This is a genomic window from Sorangium sp. So ce381, assembly GCF_051473845.1.
GTDB lineage: Bacteria > Myxococcota_A > Polyangia > Polyangiales > Polyangiaceae > Sorangium > Sorangium atrum.
Genome location: NZ_CP150336.1, coordinates 6,291,853 through 6,317,223, shown reverse-complemented (window position 1 = coordinate 6,317,223; position 25,371 = coordinate 6,291,853). Strand labels below are relative to the sequence as shown.

18 protein-coding genes are annotated in these 25,371 nt (G+C 71.1%); 12 read left to right on the top strand and 6 right to left on the bottom strand.

Going from position 1 to position 25,371, the window contains the following annotated elements; all coding sequences use genetic code 11:
- The first annotated feature begins 81 nt into the window (after positions 1–81).
- Positions 82–1,005 carry a ferritin-like domain-containing protein gene (locus tag WMF29_RS23400; protein WP_437330961.1) on the top strand — a complete coding sequence of 308 codons (924 nt, stop codon included), beginning with the start codon at positions 82–84 and terminating at the stop codon, positions 1,003–1,005.
- A 207-nt stretch (positions 1,006–1,212) separates the two neighbouring features.
- Positions 1,213–3,072 (top strand): response regulator, encoded by a 1,860-nt coding sequence (locus tag WMF29_RS23395; protein ID WP_437330960.1) that lies wholly within the window; start codon positions 1,213–1,215, stop codon positions 3,070–3,072.
- Positions 3,073–3,090: 18 nt separating this feature from the next.
- Here WMF29_RS23395 and WMF29_RS23390 read toward each other — a convergent pair whose 3' ends face one another.
- Together WMF29_RS23390 and WMF29_RS23385 are read right to left on the bottom strand one after the other, a co-directional pair.
- Positions 3,091–3,909 (bottom strand): SDR family NAD(P)-dependent oxidoreductase, encoded by an 819-nt coding sequence (locus WMF29_RS23390; protein ID WP_437330959.1) that lies wholly within the window; start codon positions 3,907–3,909, stop codon positions 3,091–3,093.
- 343 nt (positions 3,910–4,252) lie between these two features.
- Positions 4,253–4,567 carry an Mpo1-like protein gene (locus WMF29_RS23385; protein WP_437330958.1) on the bottom strand — a complete coding sequence of 105 codons (315 nt, stop codon included), beginning with the start codon at positions 4,565–4,567 and terminating at the stop codon, positions 4,253–4,255.
- Between the two features lie 235 nt (positions 4,568–4,802).
- Here WMF29_RS23385 and WMF29_RS23380 point away from each other — a divergent pair, with 235 nt between their 5' ends.
- On the top strand, positions 4,803–6,791 hold the full coding sequence (locus WMF29_RS23380; RefSeq protein ID WP_437330957.1) for a sigma 54-interacting transcriptional regulator: 1,989 nt from the start codon (positions 4,803–4,805) through the stop codon (positions 6,789–6,791).
- A gap of 101 nt (positions 6,792–6,892) precedes the next feature.
- Here WMF29_RS23380 and WMF29_RS23375 read toward each other — a convergent pair whose 3' ends face one another.
- Together WMF29_RS23375 and WMF29_RS23370 are read right to left on the bottom strand one after the other, a co-directional pair.
- Positions 6,893–8,434, bottom strand: a complete 1,542-nt coding sequence (locus WMF29_RS23375) for a Glu/Leu/Phe/Val family dehydrogenase (protein WP_437330956.1) — start codon at positions 8,432–8,434, stop codon at positions 6,893–6,895.
- A gap of 174 nt (positions 8,435–8,608) precedes the next feature.
- Positions 8,609–9,478: a hypothetical protein gene (locus WMF29_RS23370; RefSeq protein ID WP_437330955.1), complete on the bottom strand. Its 870-nt coding sequence runs from the start codon at positions 9,476–9,478 to the stop codon at positions 8,609–8,611.
- Positions 9,479–10,573: 1,095 nt separating this feature from the next.
- On the opposite strand from WMF29_RS23370, the gene WMF29_RS23365 reads away from it, so the two are divergent.
- The 7 genes from WMF29_RS23365 (at position 10,574) to WMF29_RS23335 (ending at position 20,866) form a co-directional block, all read left to right on the top strand.
- Complete coding sequence (locus WMF29_RS23365; RefSeq protein ID WP_437330954.1) at positions 10,574–12,970, top strand: right-handed parallel beta-helix repeat-containing protein; 2,397 nt, start codon at positions 10,574–10,576, stop codon at positions 12,968–12,970.
- A gap of 756 nt (positions 12,971–13,726) precedes the next feature.
- On the top strand, positions 13,727–15,442 hold the full coding sequence (locus WMF29_RS23360; RefSeq protein ID WP_437330953.1) for an ABC transporter substrate-binding protein: 1,716 nt from the start codon (positions 13,727–13,729) through the stop codon (positions 15,440–15,442).
- Between the two features lie 48 nt (positions 15,443–15,490).
- A complete protein-coding gene (locus WMF29_RS23355) occupies positions 15,491–16,468 on the top strand; it encodes an ABC transporter permease (protein WP_272093122.1) in 978 nt (325 codons plus the stop codon).
- A 21-nt stretch (positions 16,469–16,489) separates the two neighbouring features.
- Entirely contained in the window at positions 16,490–17,446 is a 957-nt protein-coding gene (locus WMF29_RS23350; RefSeq protein ID WP_437330952.1) for an ABC transporter permease, read from the top strand.
- The gene (locus WMF29_RS23345) at positions 17,436–18,395 is read left to right on the top strand and encodes an ABC transporter ATP-binding protein (protein WP_437330951.1); all 960 of its coding nucleotides are present in this window, start codon (positions 17,436–17,438) and stop codon (positions 18,393–18,395) included. The genes WMF29_RS23350 and WMF29_RS23345 overlap by 11 nt, the downstream gene beginning before the upstream one ends.
- 2 nt (positions 18,396–18,397) lie before the next feature.
- Positions 18,398–19,456: an ABC transporter ATP-binding protein gene (locus WMF29_RS23340; RefSeq protein WP_437330950.1), complete on the top strand. Its 1,059-nt coding sequence runs from the start codon at positions 18,398–18,400 to the stop codon at positions 19,454–19,456.
- Positions 19,457–19,474: 18 nt separating this feature from the next.
- Positions 19,475–20,866, top strand: a complete 1,392-nt coding sequence (locus WMF29_RS23335; protein ID WP_437330949.1) for a GH1 family beta-glucosidase — start codon at positions 19,475–19,477, stop codon at positions 20,864–20,866.
- A 39-nt stretch (positions 20,867–20,905) separates the two neighbouring features.
- Here the strand turns inward: WMF29_RS23335 and WMF29_RS23330 are convergent, their stop codons facing one another.
- Together WMF29_RS23330 and WMF29_RS23325 are read right to left on the bottom strand one after the other, a co-directional pair.
- Positions 20,906–22,090, bottom strand: a complete 1,185-nt coding sequence (locus tag WMF29_RS23330) for a GspE/PulE family protein (RefSeq protein ID WP_437330948.1) — start codon at positions 22,088–22,090, stop codon at positions 20,906–20,908.
- Entirely contained in the window at positions 22,087–23,157 is a 1,071-nt protein-coding gene (locus WMF29_RS23325; RefSeq protein ID WP_437330947.1) for a CAP domain-containing protein, read from the bottom strand. Before WMF29_RS23325 ends, WMF29_RS23330 begins: the two co-directional genes overlap by 4 nt.
- Positions 23,158–23,303: 146 nt before the next feature.
- Between WMF29_RS23325 and WMF29_RS23320 the strand changes: the two genes are divergently transcribed.
- Together WMF29_RS23320 and WMF29_RS23315 are read left to right on the top strand one after the other, a co-directional pair.
- Complete coding sequence (locus tag WMF29_RS23320; protein WP_437330946.1) at positions 23,304–24,287, top strand: DMT family transporter; 984 nt, start codon at positions 23,304–23,306, stop codon at positions 24,285–24,287.
- A 51-nt stretch (positions 24,288–24,338) separates the two neighbouring features.
- A complete protein-coding gene (locus tag WMF29_RS23315; protein WP_437330945.1) occupies positions 24,339–25,352 on the top strand; it encodes a zinc-dependent alcohol dehydrogenase family protein in 1,014 nt (337 codons plus the stop codon).
- Positions 25,353–25,371 lie beyond the last annotated feature (19 nt).

Here is a 25,371-nt window from a genome sequence, read left to right as displayed (position 1 = left end):
CCTTGCCCGATGCTTTTTGCAGCGCCCCAGACGATCTCCCGCAAGCCTCCCGTCCAGCGTCCCACCTCGTGGTGGCTCACCATGCTGCGCCGCCGCGCGGAGCGGATGTACGAGGAAGAGCTCGACCTCTCCCGGCCGATCCCGTGGGAGAGCGAGGGAGAGCGCCAGGCCGCGATCGCCTTCTTCAACGCCGCGTTCCGCGCCGAGGAGTCCGGCCTCATGCAGGCGCACGCCCTGGCCGACGAGGTGAGCGGCTGGGACCCCGAGCTCGGCGAGTGCCTGCGGCTCTACGGCAACGAGGAGGGGTGGCACCGCGAGCTGCTCACGAAGTTCCTCGCGCACATCGGCGGCGAGGTCCGGCCGATGGGCCGCGTCACCGGCACCTTTTATCGCCTGTACGGCCGCGCGAGGCGGGTGGAGACGATCGTGCTCACGAACCTCATGTTCGAGACCATCGGCTCGACGACCTACCGCCTCGTGCTGCGGGAAGCCCGGTACCCGGCGGTGCGCCAGATGCTGACGATCCTGACGCGCGACGAGTCGTTCCACGTCCCGCTCAACGTCCACTTCCTGCGCGAGGCCCTGAAGCGCAGCCCGCCCTCGATGCGGATCAGGCTGCGCGCCATCTACACGACCCTCTTCGCGGCGCTGCTCGGGTCCGCGGCCGCGAGCCGCCGGCGCGCGCTCGCCTTCGACAGGATCCCTTTCCAAGTGCTCGCCAGCGCCTACGCCGAGCACCTCGGGCGGCTCTTCGTCCACGAGAGCGACCTCGACTTCGCCCCGCCGGAGCTGCTCCTGCGCCTGTTCGGGCACAGCCGGCGCGCGCTCGCGTCGTCCGAGGACCCGTCGGCCGTCAGCGTGCTCTCGGCGGAAGCGGCGGTCGATCGCGAGCGCGTCGTCGTGACGGCGCTCGGGGACGCGCGCCGCCCCCACGCGCCTCGCGAGCCGCGGGAGACGCCGCCGAGCGCCCCCGCCGTGGCGCGGGACGCGGGGCGCCGGAGCTGACGGACGCTGACATCGCGCGCTGACATTGCGCAAATGGCGTGGATGGCGTGGATGGCGTGGATGGCGTGGATGACATGGAGATGGCGCGGAGCGCTCATCGCGGCGCGCACGGCGAGCTTCTCTCCGGGGCATTGTAAGCAGTACACTTGAAGCTCCGGCGTCGTGGGGTCCGCGTGGGGCGGGCGGCCGAGGCGTGGCGGGGCGTCGATGGCAGGCAAAGAGCAGCGCCGGAGCGGTCCAGAGAGCAGCCCCGGCACGAGGAGCAGCGAGTCCGCGGAGCGCGCGCTCACGCCGCAGGAGCCGGCCGCGCGGCCGTGGGCGCTCGCCCATGAAGAGGGTGAGGCGAGCGCGGTCGCGCAGATGCGGCACGAGATCCGGGCGCTGCTCAGCGGGATCGTCGGGTCCAGCAGCCTCTTGCTCGACAGCGAGCTCGACCCGGAGCAGCGCTCCTGGGCGCGGCGCATCCGGAGCAGCGGCGACGCGGTGCTCTCGATGGTCGACGATCTCATCTCGCTCGGCCAGGCGGACGGCCGCGGGCCGCACGTCGATCTCGCCGACTTCGATCTGCGCCGGGCGATCGAGGACGCGGCGGAGCTGCTCGGCGATCGCGCGCATGACGGCGGGACCGAGCTCGTGCTCGACGTCGACCCGGACGTGCCGGCGGCGGTGCGCGGAGACGCCGCGCGGCTGCGGCAGATCCTGCAGAACGTCGTGGCGACCGCGATCGGCGCGGCGCCCCGAGGCGAGGTGCTGGTGCGCGCCGCGCTGGACGCGGCCCGCGACGACGAGGCGAAGGGCAGGCTCGACGCCGCGCCCGAGCGATCGCGCGCGCGGGTGCGCTTCGATGTGCGCCTCACGGGCGGAGCAGGGCGCGCGGACGGCGCGGCGGCGCCGGGCGCATCGGGCGCGCCGGCCGGGGGAGCGCGGCCTGCGCCCGGGCGGGATCTCGGCATCGCGTCCGGGTTGGCCATCGCGAAGCGCCTGGTCGTCGCGATGGGCGGCGAGCTCTGCGAGCCCGCGGACATCGACGCGCGCCGGCATGGGATCTCGTTCGCGCTGCCGTTCGAGCGGCGCGCGCGCGGCGCGGAGCGCGCGCTCATCCCGCGCATCGACCTGCCCGGGAAGCGGGTGCTCGTGGTCGACGACAGCGGCTCGGTGCGCCAGGTGGTGCGAAAGCTGATCGAGGAGCTCGGGCTCGCTTGCCGCACCTCGGGGAGCGGCGCCGCCGCGCTGGCCGCGCTGCGCGAGGCGGCGGACGCCGGCGTCGACTACGACATGGTGCTGATCGACCTCGAGCTGGCCGATCTCGACGGGCTGAGGCTGCTCCAGCACATCAAGGCGGACCCCGCGATCGCGCCCGTTCGCGTCGGCCTCATGACCTACCCCGGCAGGGAGGCGCCCAGCCGCGCCGAGGTCGACGCCGTGCTCATCAAGCCGATCCGGCGCGCGCAGCTGCATTCGAGCCTGCGGCTGCTCGCAGGGCTGCCGCCGGAGCACATGTCCGCCGGGGCGCGCGCGCACCCGCCGAGGTCGCCGCGAGCGGCGGCCTCATCGAAGCCGCCGAGGCAGGACGAGGGCGACCGCGCGCGGCGGCCTCCCGGCGCGGCGTCGCGGTCCGGCGCCTACGAGGCCGCCCACCTCGACGGCGCGCCGCCGAGCGTGGAGCTCGCTCCGCCGACCCTGGTCACGCCCTCGCCTCCGTCGACGTCGAAGCGCGGCCAGCCCGCCTCCTCGCGGACGCGGGGCGGGCTGCGCGCCGTCGAGCCCGACGTCGTCACCGAGGTGATCGAGCTCTTCCTCACGGAGGCCCCGACCCGGGTGGCCTCGATGCGCGAGGCCGCGGCGCAGGGCGCGCTCGGCGAGCTCGAGCGGCTCGCCTGGGCGCTCTACGAGAGCGCCGACGCGCTCGCGGCCTTCAGCCTGAAGGAGCTCTGCGCGCGGCTCGATCGGGAGGCGCGCGCGGGGACGCTCGAGAGCGCGACGGAGGCGGTGCGGGCCATCGGCCGGGAGGTCGAGCGCGTGCAGTCGTCGCTCGCTGCGGAGCTCAAGAAGCGCGGACCTCGATGAGCCGGGTGGGGCGTCCGTTCAGGTGAAGCCGACGAGCCTCGAGCTCATCTCCCAGAGCCGCGAGGCCGCCTCGGCGTCGGTCGCCATTCCCTTGAGCGGCCTCGCCCTGGTCCGCTCGAAGAAGGCGGGGCTCCCGGTGGGCGCCGTGTCGGCCAGGATCGCGAGGAGGTTCGCGGCGGCCTGCGCCGGGGTCGCGCCCACGACGTCGATCAGCGCCTTGAGGACGCGCGATGTCCCCTCGAACAGCCCTGAGCGCACGAGGCCAGGGTAGTAGCAGAGCACCTGGGCTCCGGTGCTCGAGAGCCTCTCCGAGAGGCGGCGCGCCGCGAGCACGAGCGCGAGCTTCGACCGCGCCGAGGCGGAGAGGAACGAATAGGAGCGCTTCGACATGAGATCGTCGAAGTCGAGCCGGATGCTGTCCACCGGCGCGACCATGTTGACGACGCGCGCGCCGCGCGCGGCCTTGAGCCGGTCGAGCAGCAGGTTCGACAGCAGGAAATGCGACAGGTAGTTCACCTGGAACGTCATCTCGAGGCCGTCGGCCGACTCCGCTCGTTCACGCAGGAACACGCCCGCGTTGTTCACGAGCAGGTGAACGACCCGACACCGGTCGGCCACCTGGCGGGCCGCCGCGCGTACGGAGGCGAGCCGGCCGAGGTCACACTCGACGAGGCTGACCTCGCCCAGCGCCTTCAGCGCGGCGAGCTTCCTCGCGCCGTCGGAGCCGGTCCGGCGGCAGAGCACGGTCACCCGGGCCCCCTGCCGCGCCAGCGCGGATGCCGTCGCGAGCCCGATCCCCGAGGTGCCCCCCGTGATCACGGCGACTTTCCCCCTCATGCTCCCCGCAGCCCCCATCCCCCGTCTCCTCGTCCTCGTCCATCTCATCGCCTGCGGTGGGCCGCTCACGACGCTCCGGGAGCTCGCCGGGACAGGCGCACGCGCTGGACGGACGTCGATGCGCCGGCGGGCGCGGTGCCTGCCGAGAACCCGAGAGAGGAAGAGTCGTCGCCCGCCCGCGACACAGGTACGACCGTGCGTTCATCACGTCAAGAAAGCTTTGCGCGATGCAGCACAGTGGCAGAGAAAACCATGTTCCATGGTTTTCCGAGGCAGGAGGCCGATCTGTCCACGTCACAGCCGTGCACGTGGACCGCGCTTGGGAAGCACCTGGCGAGGAGCGTCAGGGGGCTGGCGTCTCCTCGAAGACGCGCAGGCCGTACTTCTCGAGACACCAGAGCACGCCGATGACCAAGCTCCGCTTGTCGTCCACGAACGACGGCTTCTTTCCCTCGAAGTAGTGGCCCACGAGCTGGAAGCCCCAGCCCGTCGTGAACATCGCGGCCGCGAGCGGGAGGCCGATGAGCGTCGCGCCCACCGGGAAGCTCGCGACGATCAGCGGTATGCCGACCTGGTGACACGCCTGGTTGCGTGGATCCTGGTGGTCTTCTTTGTACCGGCGGAGCACCTGTGTCCATTCGGCGTTGAGGTGGAGCATACGACCTCCTTACCATGCGGACGCCCCGCGCGGCGCCCCCGGCCTTCGACGAAGGCGCGCGCGGGCAGCGAAAACGCCCGTCGGCGGCGCGGACACGCGGCGAGGCGAGCGCCGCGAGCGCCGCGAGCGCCGCGAGCGCCAGACGGACTGCTCGCCCCCGCGCGCCTTCGTCGAAGGCCGGGGGCGCCGCCGCTTCCCGGTTGCCGTTGGAAGGAATGAGGCGTAGTTGGGCAGTGTGAGCGGTTACAGGACCGGCCCCATGGCGACGACCGCGCCGCTGTCCATCAAGACAGGTGAGCTCCTCCAGGGCGCGCGCTCGGAGAAGCGGCGTGTGCTCCTGCTCATCTATCATCATGACGGCGTCGAGATGGCTCCGATGAACCCCGGCGTCGGCGTCGTCGTCGGCAGGGAGCCCCCGGCCGACGTGGTGATCCGGGACAGGAGCATCTCGCGGCGGCACGCGCGCTTCACGCTCGTGGGCGGCGAGGTCGTGGTCGAGGACCTCGGCTCGCGCAACGGGACGCGCATTTCAGGGCAGCGGGTCGAGAGCGGTGTGGTCAAGGCCGGGGACGAGGTGCTGCTCGGCGGCATCGTCGCGTCGGTCCACGTGCTCTCCGGGGGCGAGATGCCCCCGTTCGGCCTGGAGGGCTCCGACGCGCTCCGCTTCGCGCTCCAGGCCGAGATCGTGCGGTCCAGGTTCTTCGGCCGCAAGTTCGCGCTCGTCGTGGTCCGCTCGCTCGGCGCGCAGGCGAGCCACCTCCGCCACTGGGGGCTCCGCGTGCGCGAGGCGCTGAGGCCCGTCGATCGCGTCGCGTTCTACAGCGCCGACACCCTCGAGATCCTGCTCCCCGAGGTCACCCCCGAGCTCGCCGAGGAGCTCGCGAAGGCGATCGTCGCGCGCCGCGAGGGCGAGCCCGTGCTGGTCTCGGGGGTCGCCGTGTCCCCGGACGCCGCGACGTCCATCGACAAGCTCATCGAGGTCAGCCACGAGGCGTCGCGGAGCGCCACGCCCGCCGAGCCCGTGCGCCACGCGCCCCCGGAGGGCGCGCTGTTCTACGTCGCGCCGAAGGTCGACAGCACCCGGCCGCCCGACGAGGCGGGCCCGCCGGGCGCGCCGCCGGAGAGCCAGTGGGAGGCCGACGGCCACCTCCTCGCGACCAAGAGCCCGCTCATGCGATCGCTCGTCGAGGTGGCGCTGCGGGCCGCGCGCTCCTCGATCCCGGTGCTCCTTCGCGGCGAGACCGGGACGGGCAAGGAGGTGCTCGCGAGGTTCATCCACGACCGCAGCCCGCGCCGCGGCGAGCCGCTCATCTGCGTGAATTGCGGGGCGATCCCGGCGCTGCTCGTCGAGAGCACCCTCTTCGGCCACGAGCGCGGCGCCTTCACCGGGGCGAGCCAGCAGCACAAGGGCGTCTTCGAGGCGGCCACCGGCGGCACGGTCCTGCTCGACGAGATCGGCGAGCTGCCCGCGGCCGCGCAGGCCGCGCTCCTGCGCGTGCTCGAGACCAAGCGGGTGACGCGCGTCGGCGCGACCAAGGAGCTGGAGGTCGATGTCCGCGTGATCGCGGCGACGCACCGCGATCTCGACGCGATGTGCGACGCGGGCACGTTCCGGCTCGATCTGCTCTACCGGCTGAACGCGATGACGCTGAGCATCCCGCCGCTCCGCGCGCGCCGCGACGACATCGCGACGCTCGCGGCGGGCTTCCTGGCGCAGGCGAACTCGGCGAACATCAGCAGGGTCCAGTCGCTCGCGCCCGAGGCGCTGGCCCTCCTGAAGTGCTACTCGTGGCCCGGCAACGTGCGTGAGCTCCGGAACGCGATCGAGCGGGCGGTGGTGATCGCGGAGGGCGAGGCGATCATGGCGCGCGATCTCCCCGAGCGCATCCGCCTGGCGGTGACCTCTCCCAGCTCGCCGCCCACGCCCTCCCGCGCCGTCGACGTCTCGCGCTCGTCCGAGCCCGGCGTCGCGCCGGCCCTCTCCCAGCGCGCGTCCGAGCCGCTGCCCTCGCGCGCGTCCGATCCGGGGCAGGCGGCGGCCCCCACGGTCGGCCTCAAGACGCGCCTGGAGCAGATCGAGGCCGAGCTCCTGCTCGAGGCGCTGCGCGCGTCCGACTGGAACCAGACGGAGGCGGCGCGTCGCCTCGAGCTGCCGCTGCGGACGCTCCAGCACAAGATCAAGGTCTACGGCATCAAGAAGCTCGGGTACGGCGTCGCTCGTTAGCCCTCGCCGGGCGGGCGTCCGGCCGCCCAACCGACCGATCGAGCGCCGGACGCGCGCCGGACGCGCGCCGGACGCGCGCCGCTCTCGTCATTTCGCCGAGCTCATTGGGAGAACCCTTCGAGCATGTAGTGCGCCTCGATCCGCTTGAGCGCGAGCACCATCGCGGCGAGCCGCATCGGCAGGCGCTTGCCCAGGACGAGCCTGGTCGAGTCGTGATCTTCCGAGCGGCGCGGCCGGTCCTCCGCGATGTCGCAGATCAGGCGGTAGTTGCTCTTGATGGCGCGCTCCAGCCGCGCGTTCACCTCGCCCTCGGTCCAGTGCTCCATGCGCTTGTTCTGGACCCACTCGTAATAGGAGACGGTCACGCCCCCCGCGTTGCCGATGATGTCGGGGATGACGCTGATGCCGCGCTCCGCGAGCACCTTGTCGCCCTCGGTCGTGGTCGGCCGGTTGGCGCCCTCGGCCACGAGCTTCGCCTTGAGCCGCTCGGCCACCTCGCCGGTGATGGCGTCGCCGAGCGCGGCCGGGATGCAGATGTCCGCGTCCACGCTCCAGAAATCGTCCCGCGCGATCGCCTGGGCGCCGCTGTAGCCGGCGACCGACCGCCGGAGGTTCTGCGGGTTCTCGTTGACGTGGGTCATCAGCGCGCCGACGTCGATGCCGTTCGGGTCGTAGATCGCGCCGTCGGCGTCCTGCACCGCCACGCACCGCGCGCCCATCCGGCACAGGATCTCGGCGGCGGCGGAGCCGACGTTGCCGAAGCCCTGCACGATGAAGCGCGCCCCCGCGAGGGAAGCGCCGCGCTGCGCGTACCACTCCTCGATGCAGTACGCGAGCCCCTGCCCGGTCGCCTTGACGCGCCCCTCGGAGCCGCCGATGCGCACGTCCTTGCCCGTGACGACGCCGCGGTGATTGACCCGCTCGCGCTCGCCGTCGCTGTACTGGCGCAGGAGCCACGCCATCACCTCGGCGTTCGTTCCCACGTCCGGCGCGGGGATGTCCACGTTGGGCCCGACGAGCTGCTTCAGCCGGTACATGTACCGGAGCGAGATCGCCTCGAGCTCCTCCTTGCTGTGCTCGCGCGGATCCATGCGAATACCCCCCTTGGCGCCGCCGAACGGGACATCGGCGATGGCCGTCTTCCACGTCATCTCGGCGGCGAGCGCGTTGAACAGGTCGAGCGACACGGCCTTGTGGAAGCGCAGCCCGCCCTTGTAAGGCCCTCGCGCCTGGTTGTGCTGGACGCGATAGGCCTTGAAGCGCACGAACGCGCCGGGCTGGATGCGGTAAAGTCCCTGGTCGCCGAGGCGGATCGCTCCGTCCTGCACGTGGATCGAGCCGCTCCGGAGCGCCTCGGGGCGGAGGATGAGCTTGCCGTTGAAGAGCGGGGTGATCGCGGCCCGGTTCGGGATCACCGACGCAGGGAGCCGCTCGTAGGCGGCGGCCGCCTCTCCGCGGAAGGGGACGAGGCGGTCCTGGAGCTGCGTGGTGATGTAGAAGATGTGCTCGTAGTCGGGCTGCTCGAGCTCCAGCCGGATGCGGGGAGCCAGGCCGATGAGGTCCGCGGCGGTGTGAAACACCGCCATGGATTCGCCGAAGATGTTGGTCTCCGGTTCGCGCTCTAGGAGGGGGACGTCTTCCATCCCCGTATGCTGCCTCGACCGCGCGGCGGGGGTCCAACGTTTCGCGGGGTCGACGGACGGGCCGCCCGCCTCGCGGGGAGCTGATGTGACTCTCCCCGCAGGTTCGGGCGGATCCTCGTATCGATTCACCACGGCTCGCGGCGGCAGCGTGGCCGTCGCGCCCAGGGAACGACGTCAGGGAAAGCCAGGGAGACCACCGCCGCCGCAGCACCCACCGCCGCCGAAGCCACCGAGCGGCGCGCCGAAGCCGCCGGGGAAGCCGAAGCCGCCGTACGGATAGCCGCCCATGCCGAGCGGCCACCCGAATCCGCCCATGCCCCCCGGGTAGCCGCCCAGGCCTCCCGGGTAGCCGCCGAGGCCGGGGATCCCGCCCATCTGCCCGACCGGGCCGCCCATCTGCCCGACCTGACCAACGGGGCCGCCGGGGCCCTGGAGCGGGCCGCCGGGGCCCTGGAGCGGGCCGCCGAGGCCGCCCTTGATGGGGCCCTGGCCGATGTCGCCGGGGCCCTGGAGCGGGCCGCCGAGGCCGCCCTTGATGGGGCCCTGTCCGACGCCGCCGGGGCCCTGGAGCGGGCCGCCCTTGATGGGGCCCTGGCCGATGTCGCCGGGGCCCTGGAGCGGGCCGCCGAGGCCACCCTTGATGGGGCCCTGGCCGATGTCGCCGGGGCCCTGGAGCGGGCCGCCGAGGCCACCCTTGATGGGGCCCTGGCCGATGTCGCCGGGGCCCTGGAGCGGGCCGCCGAGGCCGCCCTTGATGGGGCCCTGTCCGACGCCGCCGGGGCCCTGGAGCGGGCCGCCCTTGATGGGGCCCTGGCCGATATCGGTCTTGCCCGGCACCCCGGGCGCGCCGATCAGGCCGCCGCCCCGCGTCTCCTCGTCCGTCGCTTCGTCTGCCTCCAACGCCTGCTCACTCGACGCCACGTCGACGTCAGCCTGGTCCGAGTCCGCCTCTTGCGGAGCCACCGCGTCGACTGCGCACCCGGTCATCAACACAGAAAAGAGCATCGCCGCGTGCGCCATCTTCATATCGATTGAGCGAACCATCCGTCCTCCTTCCATGCCCTGCTACGGCCCTCGGGCCCGCGCCGGCATGTTGAACGGCGTGGAGAGCAGGCTGCGTGCCTGACCGCGCGTGTGCAGAGCCTGCCGCGTCGGCGACGGCGAAAGTGCATTGTCTGAATCCGCGCCCGGTGAGCGTTCTGCCCCGTTTCGTCGCGCCGGGGAGCCGCCGCGCCCCGCGCGCGCCGACGCCGCCTCGCAGCGCCGATGTGGGAGCCTTTCGAGCGCTGGAGAAAGGCAAATGTCGACGCCCATCGCGGGGCGCCCCCCGCGCTTCGCGCGCGGCGGGACGGCATGAGACGGGGGGAGGACGACCCGACTTGCGGCTTTATCGCGCTCGGCAAGCCGCATTTCCGAAGACCTGGTCGATCCCTGCAATCAAGGGCTGCGGAGACTCGACATCTGCGCTCGTCGGCGGCGATGTTCTCATCGCTTGCGGCCATCTGGTCACGCCCTGCTCAGCCCACTTCGGCCGACAAGGGCCCTGTGCGGCGCTCCTCCTGCGGCAACCTCGTCGTCGTCGCGCGCCTGTGCCGCGCTCTGCGCTGCGCCGCGCGTGGCCACGTCGTCCGGAACGACGGCGCGGCCGCCGCCTTCAGCCGCGGACGGCGAGCCTGCGGTGCAGCGGGAGCGGCCGCCGTGGCGAGGCATCCCTGCGCCGCGCTCGGCCGGCTCGACGTGGTCGACAGAAGACGTCTGACCCACACGCTCGGCCGCGCGCGCGAGCCTCGGTGTCAGCGAGGCGCGCGCGCCCACGCCGGGAGACCCGGCGCGGCGTGGCCGTCCGCGGCGCTGCAGGGAAGGGAAAGTCGGCGCGATCACGAGCCCTTTGCCTGGCAGGGGCGCATCTCCCGTTGTAGGATTCATTACGCTAAAGGAGCTCGCGCGGCGCCGCTCGGGCGCACAGGCGCACAGGCGGCGTCCTCGTCATCCTGGCGTGGGCTCACCGACGATCTCGGGCGCTCGGAGCGCCTGTTCATGGAGGCTACGCGCGGTATCCGCGCTGCTGCGGGAGCTCTGGAGAGCTGTTCGCCCGAGGAGCGGAGCCCGCGAGGCAGCGCTTTCCAAGGAGGGGATTGCATGCGCTTCTGCGCGACGCGCGCGGGTTCATCTTGCCTGGCCGCCAGCATCGCGGCCCTTCTATCGGTCGTCTCGGCGTGCAGCGACCCTTCGCAGAGCTCCGTCGCCCCGCTCGCATGCGAGGGCGTCGCGCCGCGGGCGCCGAGCTGCGCGCCCGGGCACGTCCTCGGCCCCGCGGACGCGTGCATGCCGGTGGGCATCCAGGGGTGCGCCGAGCTGTTCGTGGAGGACGACGGGCTCTGCCATCCATCGATGGCGAAATGCCCTGCGGGGACGATCCCGAAGTTCGATGAGGGCTGTATTCCCGCAGGCATCCCGCGCTGCGCTCCGGAGCTCGCGGGCGACGACGGGCTCTGCAGGCCGGCCATGGCGAGGTGCCCGACAGGCACGTTCGCGACGCCGGAAGCGGGGTGTGTGCCGGTCGACGGCCCCGCCGGCTGCGGGCGCGGGCCGTGGGGGAGCGTCGCGCGCGTGTCCGGGAACGTCTATGTGGATCCGAGCTACTCCGGCGCGGACGGCGACGGATCCGAGGCGAGGCCGGTCACGACGATCGAGGCGGCGCTCGGGCTCGTCGCCGACGGCGGGACGATCGCGCTCGCGGAGGGGACCTACGACGAGCCGGTCGTCGTCACGAAGCCGGTCGAGATCGCCGGCCGGTGCGCCTCGCGCGTGCGGATCCGCGGGGTGAGCTCGACCACGCGTCCTCCCGCGATCGTGGCCGTGCTCGACGCAGGGGAGGTGACGCTCCGGGGGATCGAGATCGGCGGAGACGGCGCCGGCGTCGTGGCGACCGGCGCGAGCGCCGTGACGCTCGAGCGCGTTCACATCAAGGACGCCACGCACGCCGGCGTCCTGTCGGGCGATGGCGCCCGCGTCTCGGTGGCGCAGAGCTGGATCGAGGGGACGCGCGACGGCGGCGCGGGGGCCGGCATCGGCGCCTTTGCGGACGCCGGCGGCGCGCTCCTCGTGAAGGAGAGCGCCTTGACGGGCAACCGCGCGGCCGGCGTGGCGGCGCTCCAGGCGGGCGCCACGGCGTCCGTGGTGGGCAGCCTCGTCGAGGGGACCGTGTCGACGGGGCGCTACCCGGCGGACGGCCAGGGGATCGTCGTGCAGGACGGCGCCGAGGCGTCGATCGAGAGCACGGCTGTCGTCGGTAACCAGCTGTCCGGGATCCTCGTGGCGGCCAGCGCGTCCGCGACCCTCTCCGGCGTCCTCGTCGAGGGGACCGGCCCCGGGAGCTCCGACCCGCCTTACGGCGTCGGCGTGTATGCGGCGAGGCGAGCGCGCGTCGCGATCGACTCCAGCGTGGTCCTCGGCAACACGGAGATCGGCGTCGCCGTCATCGGCGAGGGCACCGCGGCGACGATGACGCGGAGCCTGGTGCAGGGCACGGTGGCGGCCCCGACCGGGTCGCTGCTCGGCGGATTCGGCGTCGCCGTCGCCCGCGGCGCGGCGATGCGCCTCCACGACAGCGCGGTCGTCCGGAACCGCGGAACCGGGGTCCACGTCGGCGACTCGTCCGCCGAGCTGATCGCCGGCGGCAACCTCATCGAAGGCACCGTCGCCGACGGCGGCTGGGGGGACGGCGCCGGGCTGACCGTGGCGGAGGGCCGAGTGACGCTCGCGTCGAACGCCATTCGCAGCAACGAGGGCACCGGTCTGCTCGTGGGATATGACGGGTCCGAGGCGACGGTGACAGGCAACCTCGTCGAGGGGCATGTCGCGCCGGACCGCCGCGCGCCGGTGGGGCAGGGGATCGTCATCCACCGGGGCGCCACCGCCGTGCTCGAGGGCAATGTCGTGAGCGGCAACCGCTCCGTCGGCGTCTTCGCCGGCACGGAGGTGCTCGGCAGCAGGGTCGAGATCATCGGGAACCTGATCGACGGCACCGCGGGCGGCGAATCCGGCGAGGACGACGACGAAGCACACAACGACAGCACGGGCATCGGCGTCGCCGCCGCGGGGTACGAGATCCGCCTCGCCTCGTCCATCGTCCGCGGGAGCCGCACGGCCGGCGTCGTGCTGTTCGCCTCCGAGGCGGAGATCTCGCAGATCGTCGTCGACGGGGTGACCGGTGATCCCCGCTCCGCCCGGGGCAGGCGGCGCGACGAGCTCGTCGCCGATGGCGTCCTCGCGCTCGCCGGCTCCACCGTCGCGCTCGACGACGTGCGGGTGGAAGGCTGTGCGCGCGCCGGCATCCTGTACGACCGGAGCTCGGGTCGCCTCTCCCGGGTTCGCGCCCTGGACAACCGCTTCGGGCTGGTCGTGCAAGGCTCGCCCGAACCTGAGCTGAAGCGGGATGATGATAAGGAGAGCGCGTTCCTCGACGACTGCACCGCAGAAGAGCTCTTCGGCAGGGAGCTCCGCGTGCCAGCGTCCGCTCCCCCGCTCCCTTGAGGCGCGCTCGCGGCCGCCCGCCTGCCCCCCCGCGCCTGCGCGCGAAACATGGATGACATCGAAGGGAGCCTTTCCTGATACGTGCTACTCGCGGCTCACGGCGGAGAGGACCAGCCCATCAGGCGTCGAATCGCGGCCCGCACTACGGCGCTGAGCGCACCCGACGCTCCGCCCGCGCCCGCCTCCCTGAGGCGGCCTTCCCGCTCCGTTCGCCCAGGGGGCGTCCGCGCTCGCCCTGGAAGCGTGCTCACCCGTCACCGGCGCGAAGTTGGAAATTTCTGGTCTTGTAATCGCCCGCGGACGTCTGTATAGACCTGCCCCGGACGCGCGTGGACCGCGGCGCACCTGATGTGCGTGAAGCGACGCAGTTCGTGACTGCTTACTTTCTTGCTGCGTCCAAAGAAAATAACAGTGTCAGTGCTTAGGCCATCATTCCTCATGAAGCGTGATGACAGCATGAGCATGAGCATGAGACGGAGTTGCTGCTGCGAGACATGACGCGCCACGACATCTCCCTTGAAAACGCGCCTGAGTAAGCGGCGCGAGAACTTGACAGCGACCTCGAATCCCCGTTGACACTGCTGTGCGAAAACGGCTACAGTGCCGACGTCTGGATGCTGGTATGGCGCACTGCGTCGCGGTGTCGAATTCCGGCGAGCCGCTCTGCCGCGTGGTGGCTTCCAGGGAGATCGAGGAGTGGGAGAGGGACGGTGGGCGCTCGGGCGTAACCACGAGGGCCCCGCGAGGAGCATTCTCATGAGGAACTGGTTGTTGCCGCGTCGGACCTTCGTGTTGTCGACGTTGCTGCTTTCGGTCGGTGTCACAGCGGGGTGCGGGAAGACCGAACCGACCAAGGAGTCCACGGGCGGCGCCAGCACGGCGCCGGGCAAGCCCTCGCCGGCCGCCGACACCTTCCTGACCGTCTCGATCGAGCAGCAAGCGTCATGGGTGCGGAACTTCAATCCCCTGCTCGCACCAGGCAACGTTCGCTGGCCAACCGTCGCTGGCATCTACGAGCCGCTCCTCGTTTACAACACGATGAAGGGCGAGTTCACCCCCTGGCTCGCATCGAAGTACGAGTGGGGCAACGGGAACAAGACGCTCACCGTCACGACGCGGCCCGGCGTCAAGTGGTCCGATGGCCAGCCGTTCACCGCGAAGGACGTGGCCTTCACCTTCGGGCTCCTGAAGAAGCACGTCGCCCTCGACCTGCAAGGCGTCTGGAAGTGGCTGACCTCGGTTGAGGCGAAGAGCGACTCCACGGTCGAGTTCACGCTCACGCGGCCGTACGTCCCCGGGCTCGTCTTCCTCGGCCACCAGCCGATCGTGCCGGAGCACAAGTGGAAGGACGTGGCGGATCCGGTCACGTACACGAACGAGAACCCGGTCGCGACGGGGCCCTTCACCGAGGTGAAGACCTTCCAGAACCAGATCTACGAGCTCGGCCGGAACCCGAACTACTGGCAGCAGGGCAAGCCGGCGATCAAGGGGCTCCGCTTCCCGGCGTACCCGGGCAACGACCAGGCGAACCTGGCGCTCTTGAACGGCGAGGTCGACTGGGCCGGCAACTTCGTCCCGGAGATCGAGAAGGTCTACGTCGGCAAGGACCCGACGAATCACCACTACTGGTTCCCGCTCGTCGGCAGCACCGTGTTCGTCTACACGAACACGACGAAGAAGCCCCTCGACGACGCGCGGGTGCGCAAGGCGATCAGCATGTCGCTCGACCGCGAGCAGATCGTCAAGGTCGCGATGAACAACTACACGCGGCCGGCGGACGCGACGGCGCTGAGCGACGCGCACGAGCGCTGGCGCAGCCAGAAGACGGTCGAGGCGGGCGACTGGGTCAAGTTCAACGTGGCCAAGGCGAACCAGATCCTCGACGAGGCGGGTTATGCCAAGGGAGCGGACGGCATCCGCGTGAAGGACGGGAAGCCGCTGCGCTTCGATCTCAACGTCGTCACGGGCTGGTCCGACTGGGTGCGCGCGGCGCAGATCGTCACGCAGCAGGTGAAGCAGATCGGCGTCGAGGCGACGCTGAAGACGTACGACTTCAGCGCGTTCTTCGAGGCGCTCCAGAAGGGCACGTTCGACCTGTCGATGGGCTGGTCGAACGAGGAGCCGACCCCCTACAACTTCTACCGAGACCTCCTCGGCACCGCGACCGCGAAGCCGGTCGGCGAGACGTCGGCGCGCAACTGGCACCGCTTCGGCGCCAAGCAGGCCGACAGCCTCTTCGAGGCGTTCGAGGCCGCGACCGATCCGGCGGAGCAGAAGAAGATCATCGAGCAGCTCCAGGAGATCTTCTCCGAGACGGCGCCCTCGATCCCGCTGTTCCCCGGGCCGTCCTGGGGCGAGTACAACACACGCCGCTTCACGGGGTTCCCCAGCAAGGAGAACCCGTACGCGAAGCTGTCGCCCAACAACCCGCCCGAGTACCTGCTGGTCCTCACCGAGCTCAAGCCGAAGTGAAGTTGGGCGTGACCTGATCCGGAGCGCAGGTTAAAAGAGAGAGCTTCTGTGCGTTACCTTCTGCGACAGCTGGGCTTGTACTTCATCGCGGCGTGGGCCTCGCTCACCCTGAACTTCCTTATTCCGCGCGCCATGCCGGGCGATCCAGCCTCGGCCATGTTCGTGCGCTTCCGGGGGCAGCTGCAGCCGGAGGCGATCGATGCGCTGCGGAAGGCGTTCGGGTTCACGGGTGAGCCGCTCTACAAGCAGTACTTCACCTACCTGAGCCACATCCTGGTCGGCGATTTCGGCACGTCGGTCGCGCACTTCCCCGCGAAGGTGACGGAGGTGATCGCGACGGGCCTCGGCTGGACGCTGCTCCTGTCGGGCGCCGCCGTGATCGTCAGCTTCGGCCTGGGGACGCTGCTCGGGATCATCGCGACGTGGAAGCGGGGCGGCTGGCTCGACTCGGTCATGCCGCCGGTCCTGATGTTCCTCGGCGCGTTCCCCTACTTCTGGCTCGCGATGGTGTCGCTCTACATCCTCGGGTTCGTGCTCGGGGCCTTCCCGCTGCGCCACGCCTACAGCGACACGCTCTCGCCCGACTGGAGCCTGGAGTTCATCGGGAGCGTGATCTCGCACATGATCCTGCCCGCCCTGTCGATCGTCATCGCCACCATCGGCGGCTGGATGCTCGGTATGCGCAGCGCGATGGTCACCGTGCTGTCCGAGGAGTACATCACGATGGCGCAGGCCAAGGGGCTCTCGCAGTGGCGGGTCATGTTCACCTACGCCGCGAGGAACGCGCTCCTGCCCAACGTCACCGGCTTCGGCATGGCGCTCGGCTTCGTCCTCGCCGGCTCGCTGCTGACCGAGATCGTCTTCTCGTATCCGGGGCAAGGTTATCTGCTCATCCAGGCGGTTCGAAACCAGGACTATCCGCTCATGCAGGGGATATTCCTCACCATCACGTTCGCCGTGCTGGGGGCGAACTTCCTGGTCGACGTGATCTACGTGTTTCTTGATCCCCGCGCCCGCGGGCGCTGACGGCTGGGTCCAGGAGAAGCGATGGCTGCGCAACAAGGCAACAGCGGGGGCGGCGGCTCCCGTGCGGCGGGATGGCTCCGCCTGCTCCTCTCGAATCGCAAGGCGATGGCGGGCACGCTCATTGTGCTCTTCTTCCTGCTCCTCTCGCTGCTCGGTCCCTCGATCGTGGGCCAAGATCCGCACGCGTTCGTGGGCATGCCGCACGAGGCTCCCTCCGCCGAGCACCTGTTCGGCACGAACGGCCAGGGGCAGGACGTGCTCGCGCAGACGATCGTCGGCGCGCGGACCTCGCTGGCCGTCGGCTTCGCCACGGGCTTCGCCGTGATCGCGATCGGCGCGGCGATCGGCATGGCCGGGGGCTACTTCGGCGGCTGGATCGACAGCGTGCTCTCGCTGCTCACGAACGTGTTCCTGATCATCCCTGGCCTGCCGATGGCCGTGGTCATCGCGGCCTACCTGCCGGCCGGGCCGCTGACGATCCTGTTCGTCCTCGTCCTCACGGGCTGGGCGTGGAACGCGCGTGTGCTCCGCTCGCAGGTGCTCGCGCTGCGCGACAAGGACTTCGTGTCCGCGGCCCTCGTGAGCGGCGAGAGCAGCGCGCGCATCATCTTCGTGGAGATCCTGCCGAACATGACGTCGCTCCTCATGTCCGGCTTCATCGGCGCGACGGTCTACGCCATCGGCGCCCAGGTCGGCCTCGAGTTCCTCGGTCTCGGCGACCTGAGCGCCGTCACCTGGGGGACGAACCTCTACTGGGCGAGCAACAACGCCGCGCTCCTCACGGGCGCCTGGTGGACCATCGTGCCCACCGGCGTGTGCGTCGCGCTCGTCGGGTTCGCGCTCACGCTCATCAATTACGCGATCGACGAGATCTCGAATCCGCGGCTCCGCGCGGAGGGAGCCTGGTCGCGTCTCCTCAGGAGCCGCAAGGTCACGGCGGGTCCGTCTACGCCGGTGGTGAGGACTCATGGCGCCTAGTCCGCTTCTCTCGGTTCAGGATCTCCGGGTCGAGTTCATCACCCCGACGGGTCCGGTGTGCGCGGTCGACAACGTCTCCTTCGACATCGCCCCCGGCGAGGTGCTCGGCCTCGCGGGCGAGTCGGGGAGCGGCAAGTCGACGGTGGCGATGGCCATCATGCGGCTGCTCCGTCCGCCGGCGGTCATCACGGGCGGGCACGTGTACTTCGCCGGGCAGGACGTCCTGGCGATGAACGAGGAGCAGCTCCGCGCCTTCCGCTGGCGGAAGATGGCGCTGGTGTTCCAGAGCGCGATGACCGCGCTCAACCCGGTGCTGACGATCGGCGAGCAGATCGCGGATCCGATCATCGCGCACGACGGCGTGACCCCCGCTCAGGCGATGGAGCGCGCGGCCGCGCTGCTCAAGCTCGTGAACATCGACTCGTCGCGCCTGAACAGCTACCCGCACCAGCTGTCGGGCGGCATGCGCCAGCGCGTGGTGATCGCGATCGCGATGGCGCTCAAGCCGCCGTTCCTCATCATGGATGAGCCCACGACGGCGCTCGACGTGGTCGTGCAGAAGGAGATCCTGCAGCAGATCGCCGAGCTCAAGGAGCGCCTCGGCTTCTCGATCCTCTTCATCACGCACGATCTCTCGCTCATCGCCGAGTTCTCCACGCGCATCGCCATCCTCTACGCGGGCAAGCTCGCGGAGACCGCCCGCGCCAAGGACCTCTTCAGCGATCCGAAGCACCCGTACACGCAGGGGCTGCTCGGGTCGTTCCCCTCCGTCCGGGGGCCGCGCCGCAAGCTGCAGGGCATCCCGGGGTCGCCGCCCGACATGCGCAACCCGCCGCCCGGTTGCCGCTTCCACCCCCGGTGTCCGCAGGCCTTCGCGACCTGCCAGAACGAGCTGCCCGTCCTTCGTGAAATCGCGCCCGAGCACCGCGGCGCCTGCCACCTCTACTGACGATGACGATGACGCAACCTTCTGTCTCGCCTGTCCTCGACGTGGTGCGCCTGGGGAAGTACTTCCCTGTCGGCGGCGGGCTGCGAGCGCAGCAGCTCCGGGCGCTTCACGACGCATCGTTCTCGCTGGCAGTGCGTGAGGTCATCGCGCTGGTCGGCGAGTCGGGCAGCGGCAAGAGCACGATCGCACGGCTCCTCGCGCGCCTGATGCCCCCGAGCAGCGGGCAGATCATGTTCAAGGGTCGCGACGTTCTGAAGGAGGAGCCGACCCGCGCCTCGCTCGCTTACCGCGGGCAGGTGCAGATGATCTTCCAGGACCCGTTCGGCTCGCTCAACCCGGTGCACACCATCGGCTACCACCTCGAGCGGCCGCTCCTGCTCCACAACAAGGCGCCCACCCCGGCGATCCTCCGGGAGAAGGTGCACGAGCTGCTCAAGACGGTCGATCTGAACCCCCCCGCGGAGGTCGCGCTCAAGTACCCGTACCAGCTGTCGGGCGGTCAGCGGCAGCGCGTGGCGATCGCCCGTGCCCTCGCGGTGGATCCCAGCGTGATCCTCGCGGACGAGCCGATCTCGATGCTCGACGTCTCGATCCGCATGGGCGTCCTGAACCTGATGGAGAAGCTCAAGGAGGAGCGCGGCATCTCGTACCTCTACATCACGCACGACATCGCGAGCGCGCGCTACGTCGCGGATCGCACGATGGTGATGTACGCGGGCCACATCGTGGAGGGCGCGCCGAGCGAGGAGCTGATGCAGCAGCCGGCGCACCCGTACACGAAGCTCCTGCTCTCGGCCGTTCCGGATCCGAACGGCTCGATCCGCGGCGAGCTCCCGGCCCGCTCCGGGGCGCCGAAGCTCATCAACCCGCCGCCGGGCTGCCCCTTCGCAGACCGCTGCCCGAGCGTGATGAACACGTGCCGGGAGCAGATGCCGGGGGCCGTCGACGTCGGGTCGGGGCACTGGGTCCGCTGCCACCTCTACGCGCCCGGCTCCGTCATCGCGCCCTCCGCGCTCTACGATCGCAAGGTGCCCGCCTCCGTCGAGGCCGGCTCTCTCTAAGGAGAACCACAAATCGACATGCCGTCTCTGAGATTTCCCGACAATTTCGTCTGGGGGACCGCGACGTCCTCCTATCAGATCGAGGGGGCTACGAACGAGGACGGCCGCAGCGAGTCCATCTGGGATCGCTTCGCGAAGACGCCCGGTCAGATCGTCGACGGGACCAACGGCGACATCGCGTGCGACCACTACCACCGGTGGCCTGAGGACATCGCGCTGATGAAGAGCCTGGGCATGATGGCCTACAGGTTCTCGATCGCGTGGCCGCGCATCCTCCCGAACGGCCGGGGCGCGGTGAACCAGAAGGGGCTCGACTTCTACAGCCGGCTCGTGGACGGCCTCCTCGCGGCCGGGATCGAGCCGTACGCGACGCTCTTCCACTGGGACCTGCCGCAGGTGCTCCAGGACCAGGTCGGGGGCTGGCAGCACCGCTCGACGGCGGAGGCGTTCGTGGAGTTCACCGACGTCATCTCGCGGAAGCTCGGCGATCGCGTGAAGAAGTGGATCACGCACAACGAGCCGTGGTGCACGGCGTTCCTCAGCTACGAGAAGGGGATCCACGCGCCGGGCGGGCGCGATTTCAAGAAGGCCCTGACGGTGAGCCATCACCTCTTGCTCTCCCACGGCCTCGCTGTGCCCGTGCTGCGCCAGAACTGCCCCGGCGCCGAGGTGGGCATCACGCTGAACATGAACTACGCGATGCCGGCGTCACCGAGCGCCGCCGACTACGACGCGTGCCGCCACTACGACGGGTATTTCAACCGCTGGTTCCTCGATCCGCTGTACGGCCGGCGTTACCCGGCGGACATGATCGAGGACTACATCGCGCTGGGCTACCTCCCGCCGGAGGGGCTGACCGTGTGCAAGCCGGGCGATCTCGACATCATCGCCACGCAGTGCGACTTCCTCGGCCTCAACTACTACTCGCGGGCGGTCCTGCGGAGCAGCAAGGTGCCCGAGGAGCAGAACCTGCCGAGGACGGTGCACGTCGCGCCCCTCTCCGAGCAGACGGAGATGCAGTGGGAGGTCTACCCGGAAGGGCTGCGGCGGCTGCTCCTCCGGCTGCACGTGGAGTACGGCGTGCCGAAGCTCTACGTGACCGAGAACGGCGCGGCCTACTCGACCGAGCCCGACAAGGACGGCCGCATCCCGGACACGCGGCGGCTGGAGTTCCTGCGCGATCACTTCGTCGCCGCGCGGCGCGCGATGGACGCGGGGGCGCCGCTCGCGGGGTACTTCGTGTGGTCGCTGATGGACAACTACGAGTGGGATCGCGGCTATTCGCAGCGGTTCGGCATCGTCTGGGTGGACTACGAGACGCAGCGGCGCATCCCGAAGGACAGCGCGCTCTGGTACAAGGGCGTCATCGCCGCCAACGCGGTCGACGACGGCTCCTCGCAGGCGACCTGACCGGCGGCGCGCCGCGGCTCGCGCGGCGCACCGCTATAGTCACGTCACGCGGAGCACCTCGTCCAGGGAGGTGCTCCCCTCCTTCACCTTGGCGAGCCCGGCCTCGCGGAGCGGCACGAGCCCTACCTTCCGCGCGGCGTCCCGGTACGCGCGCTTTCCCGCCCGCGCCTTCACGAGATCCCGCAGGTCGTCGTCGAGCTCCAGCATCTCGAAGAGCCCCATGCGCCCTCGGTAGCCCGTCATGTGGCACGTCTGGCACCCGACGGCGCGCTTCAGCTCGGCGCCCTCCTCGATGAGGACCTTGTCCTCCTCGCCCGTCACGGCGGTCTCGAGCTCGTACGTCTCCGCGCACTCCTCGCAGAGCCGGCGCACGAGCCGCTGCGCGATCACGGCGAGCAGGGCGTTCGCCACGATCCACGACTCCGCGCCGAGGTCCACGAGGCGCGCGACCGTGTCGACAGCGTCGGAGGTGTGCAGCGTCGACAGCACGAGGTGCCCGGTGAGGCTCGCCTGCAGCGCGATCTGCGCCGTCTCGGGATCGCGCATCTCGCCCACCATGATCACGTCCGGGTCCTGCCGCAGGATCGCGCGCAGGCCCGTCGCGAACGTGAAGCCCTGCCTCGGGTTGGTCTGCCCCTGCGTGATGTCGGCGAACTCGACCTCGATCGGATCTTCCAGCGTGACGATGCTCAGCTCGCTCGTCTTCATGACCTTGATCAGCGAGTAGAGCGTCGAGGTCTTGCCGGATCCGGTCGGCCCGCACACGACGATCAGCCCCGAGGGCCGGTCGGCGAGGCGCTCGAGCCGCGGCAGGTCCCCCTCGGAGAGCCCGAGCTTGTCGAGCGCGATGAGCTGGTGGCTCAGCAGCACGCGCAGCACGAGCGTCTCGCCGTGGATCGCGGGGAACGTCGAGGCGCGCAGGTGGATGAGCGGGTGGCCGTGGAGCTCCAGGCTGAACTGGCCGTCCTGCGGCAGGCGCCGCTCGGTCATGTCCATCCGCGCGAGCACCTTCACGCGCGAGGTGAGCGACGGCGCGATCTCGATCGGGATCTGCCCCTGCGCCACCATCACGCCGTCGACGCGGTAGCGCACGCGGATGCCGTCGCGCTTCGGCTCGACGTGGATGTCGCTCGCGCCCATCGAGACCGCGCGGCGGACCAGGTGATCGAGCACCTTGACCGCGTCGAGCTCCTCGGACGCCGTGGGGGGGCGGCTCTGGCTCATCGCGCGCCCCCCTTGCCGACGACGTCGATCGTGCGGAGCGAGACCATCTTGAGCTCGTCCGAGGGGGGGAACGTCGCCCAGACGCTGACGCCGTAGAGCCCGGGCCGCCCGCGGTCGTCCAGCGGGACCTGGATGTCGAATCGATTGCCGGTCACCTGGAGAGGAATAGGCGTCTTGAAGCCCTTCGGGAAGAACGTCGCGTAGGGCGGCGGGATCGGGTACCCGCCCATCTTGAGCAGCTTCTCCGGCTTGATCGGCTTCCCCGCCTCGACCCGCGAGATCCCGACGCCCGCGATCTTCGCCGGCGCGGCGAGCTCGCCGCCCACCCGGATCCGCTCGCCGATCTTCGCCCGCCTGGGCAGCGGCTGGTACGTCCCGTAGTCGTCGACGAACTCCTGCGCCACGCAGGCGATGTCGAACCCCTTCGCCTTGGCCAGCCCGACCCCGAGCGACGTGTGCGACGCTGTGAGCACGTTGCGCCTGTGCCCGTCGGCCGGGGGCCTCTCGTTCATGAAGGCCTGGTGCACGCGCTCGAGGCTCTCCGCGGAGAAGCGCGGATCCGGATCGAGCTCGCGGGGGATCGCGTCGGCGAAGCAGCCGGCGTTCTCCATCGGGAACCCGTCGCCGCCCGCGGCCGTGTAGCGCTCCTCCGGGACCGAGCCGTCGCTGCCCCAGTGGCCGGTGAAGCCGATCCGGACCATGTCCTCGGCGTGCCGCCGCCCCGCGCGCGCCGCTGTCTCGTCCCACCGGACGGGCGGCAGCTTGTGCGCCGAGCGATCGCGGTTCACGAGGCCGAGCACGTACCGCCCTGCCTCCGCGCGGGTCATCTGCTGGCCCGGCGCGGGCGGGGCCTGGGCGCCCTGGGCCTCACGGCTGGCCTCCACGCCGGCGGCCTTGCCCTCCGAGGGGCGCGCGCTCTCCTCCGTCGCGCCTTCTCTGGCATTGCCCCCGGAGGGCCCCTCCGCCGGCTCCTTCGCGGCGCTCGCGCCGCACCCGAGCGCGTGGGCGCTCGCGGCGACGAGCCCGAGCCAGAGCGCCCCGGACCGGCGTCTTCGCTGACCATCCATCGCTCCTGTCCTGCTTCTCCCTGTGACTCCGATGATCGCGCGCATCGTTGCGACCGTAGCGCCTCGATGCCGCGCACGCACCCGGGAGCGCCGACGCCTCCGGGCGCACGGCGGCGTGTACGGCGGCGAGGTCGAGGTGGTAAGCGATGCGCTACGTGAGCACGTCGTCATCGTCGCAGGGCGCCGTCGCCGCGCACCCGCCCGGGGCCTCCGCGATCGTCCTCGCCGCGGAGCGCGAGGGGCGCGCGGCGCACCCGACTGCGGGCGTCCTGTGGATGCTCCTGGCCCAGTCGCTCTTCGCCGCGATGAACGTCCTCGCGCGGCTCTCTTCGGAGCACGCGCCGTGGCCCGAGGTGGCGGCGTCGCGCACGATGGTGGGCGCGGCCACCGCGCTCGGCGTCGCGCTCGTCCGCCGGGCGCCGCTCACCATGGGTCGGGGCGACCGGCGGCTCGCGTGGGCGCGCTCGCTCTGCGGCACCGGGGCGATGCTCTGCGGCTTCTACACGCTCGGCACGCCGCAGATCGCGCTCGGCGACGCGGTCACGCTCGGCGCGACGAGCCCGATCTTCGTCGCGATCCTCGCGCCGCGGCTGCTCGGCGAGCGGACGAGCCCGCGCCTCTGGCTCGCGACCCTGCTCGCCTTCGCGGGCGTCGGGCTGGTCGCCGCGCCGAGGCTCGCGATCGCGGGCCAGATCGCGCTCATCGCCACGCTCGGCGCCGTCTTCTCCGCGTTCGCGATGATCTGGCTGCGCAGGATCGGCGCAGGCGGCGAGCGCGCGAGCCCCGAGGCGATCGCGCTGCACTTCTCGCTCGTGGCGAGCGCCGCGATGATCGCGCTGTCGATCCCGGTCTGGCGGACGCCCGACGCGCTCGGCGCCCTCCTGCTGATCGGGACGGGGCTCGCCGGCGGCCTCGCGCAGCTCGCGATGACGCGCGCCTACGCGCTCGACAGCGCGGCGCGCATCGGCGCGATCGGTTACCTCGGGGTCGTCCTGTCGCACGTGCTCGCCGCCGCCTGGCTCGGCGAGAGCCCGTCGGCGGACCAGCTGCTCGGGACGGCGCTCGTGATGGCGGCCGGCCTGTGGCTCGCTTCCCAGGCGCTGCGCGACGCGCGGCGGCCGGCGCGTTGACCGGCCTCTACCCCGCGTGGGATAGCGGAGCTCCGCTCAAGGAGGATCTGCATGAAAGCGTTCGCTCTCCAGGGTTCGTTCGGTCTCGACGCGCTCCGCCCGATCGATCTTCCGGATCCTGAGCCGGGGCCTGGGCAGGTCGTCCTCCAGATGAGGGCGGCGTCGCTCAACTTCCGCGACCTGCTCGTGGCGAAGGGGCTCTACAACCCGAAGTTCTCGCTGCCGCTGATCCCGCTCTCCGATGGGGTCGGCGAGGTCGTCGCCGTGGGGGACGGGGTGACGCGGGTGAAGGTCGGCGATCGCGTGAGCCCGACCTTCCACCAGCGCTGGATCGACGGGGAGCTCTCCGCGGACAAGGCGCGGGCGGCGCTCGGCGGGGAGCTGCCGGGCGTGGCCGCGGAGCGGGTGCTGCTCGATGCGGAGGGGGTCGTCAAGGTCCCGCAGCACCTCACGGACGAGGAGGCCGCGTCGCTGCCGTGCGCCGCGGTGACCGCATGGAACGCGCTCTTCGCGGCGAGCCACCTCAAGGCGGGCGACACGGTCCTCGTCCAGGGCACGGGCGGCGTCTCGATCTTCGCGCTGCAGTTCGCCCGGCTCGCGGGCGCCCGCGTCATCGTCACCTCGAGCAGCGACGAGAAGCTCGAGCGCGCCAGGTCGCTCGGGGCGTCGGAGACCATCAACTACCGCACGAACCCCGACTGGGACGCGCCCGCGCGCTCGTTCACCGGCGGCGCAGGCGTGGATCACGTGATCGAGGTGGGCGGCGCGGGCACGCTCGCCCGCTCGCTCCGCGCGGTCCGGTTCGGCGGCCGCGTGAGCCTCATCGGCGTGCTCACGGGCGGCGCGCTGGGGGATGTCGGCCTGTTCCCCATCCTGATGAAGCAGATCACCGCGCAGGGCATCTTCGTCGGGTCGCGCGCGATGTTCGAGGACATGAACCGCGCGATCGCGGCGAGCGGGCTCCGGCCTGTCGTCGACCGCGTGGTCCCCTTCGCCGAGGTGCGCCAGGCGATCGAGTCCATGGCGAGCGGCTCACACTTCGGGAAGATCGCGATCCGGTTCTGACGGAGCCGACCGCGACGGG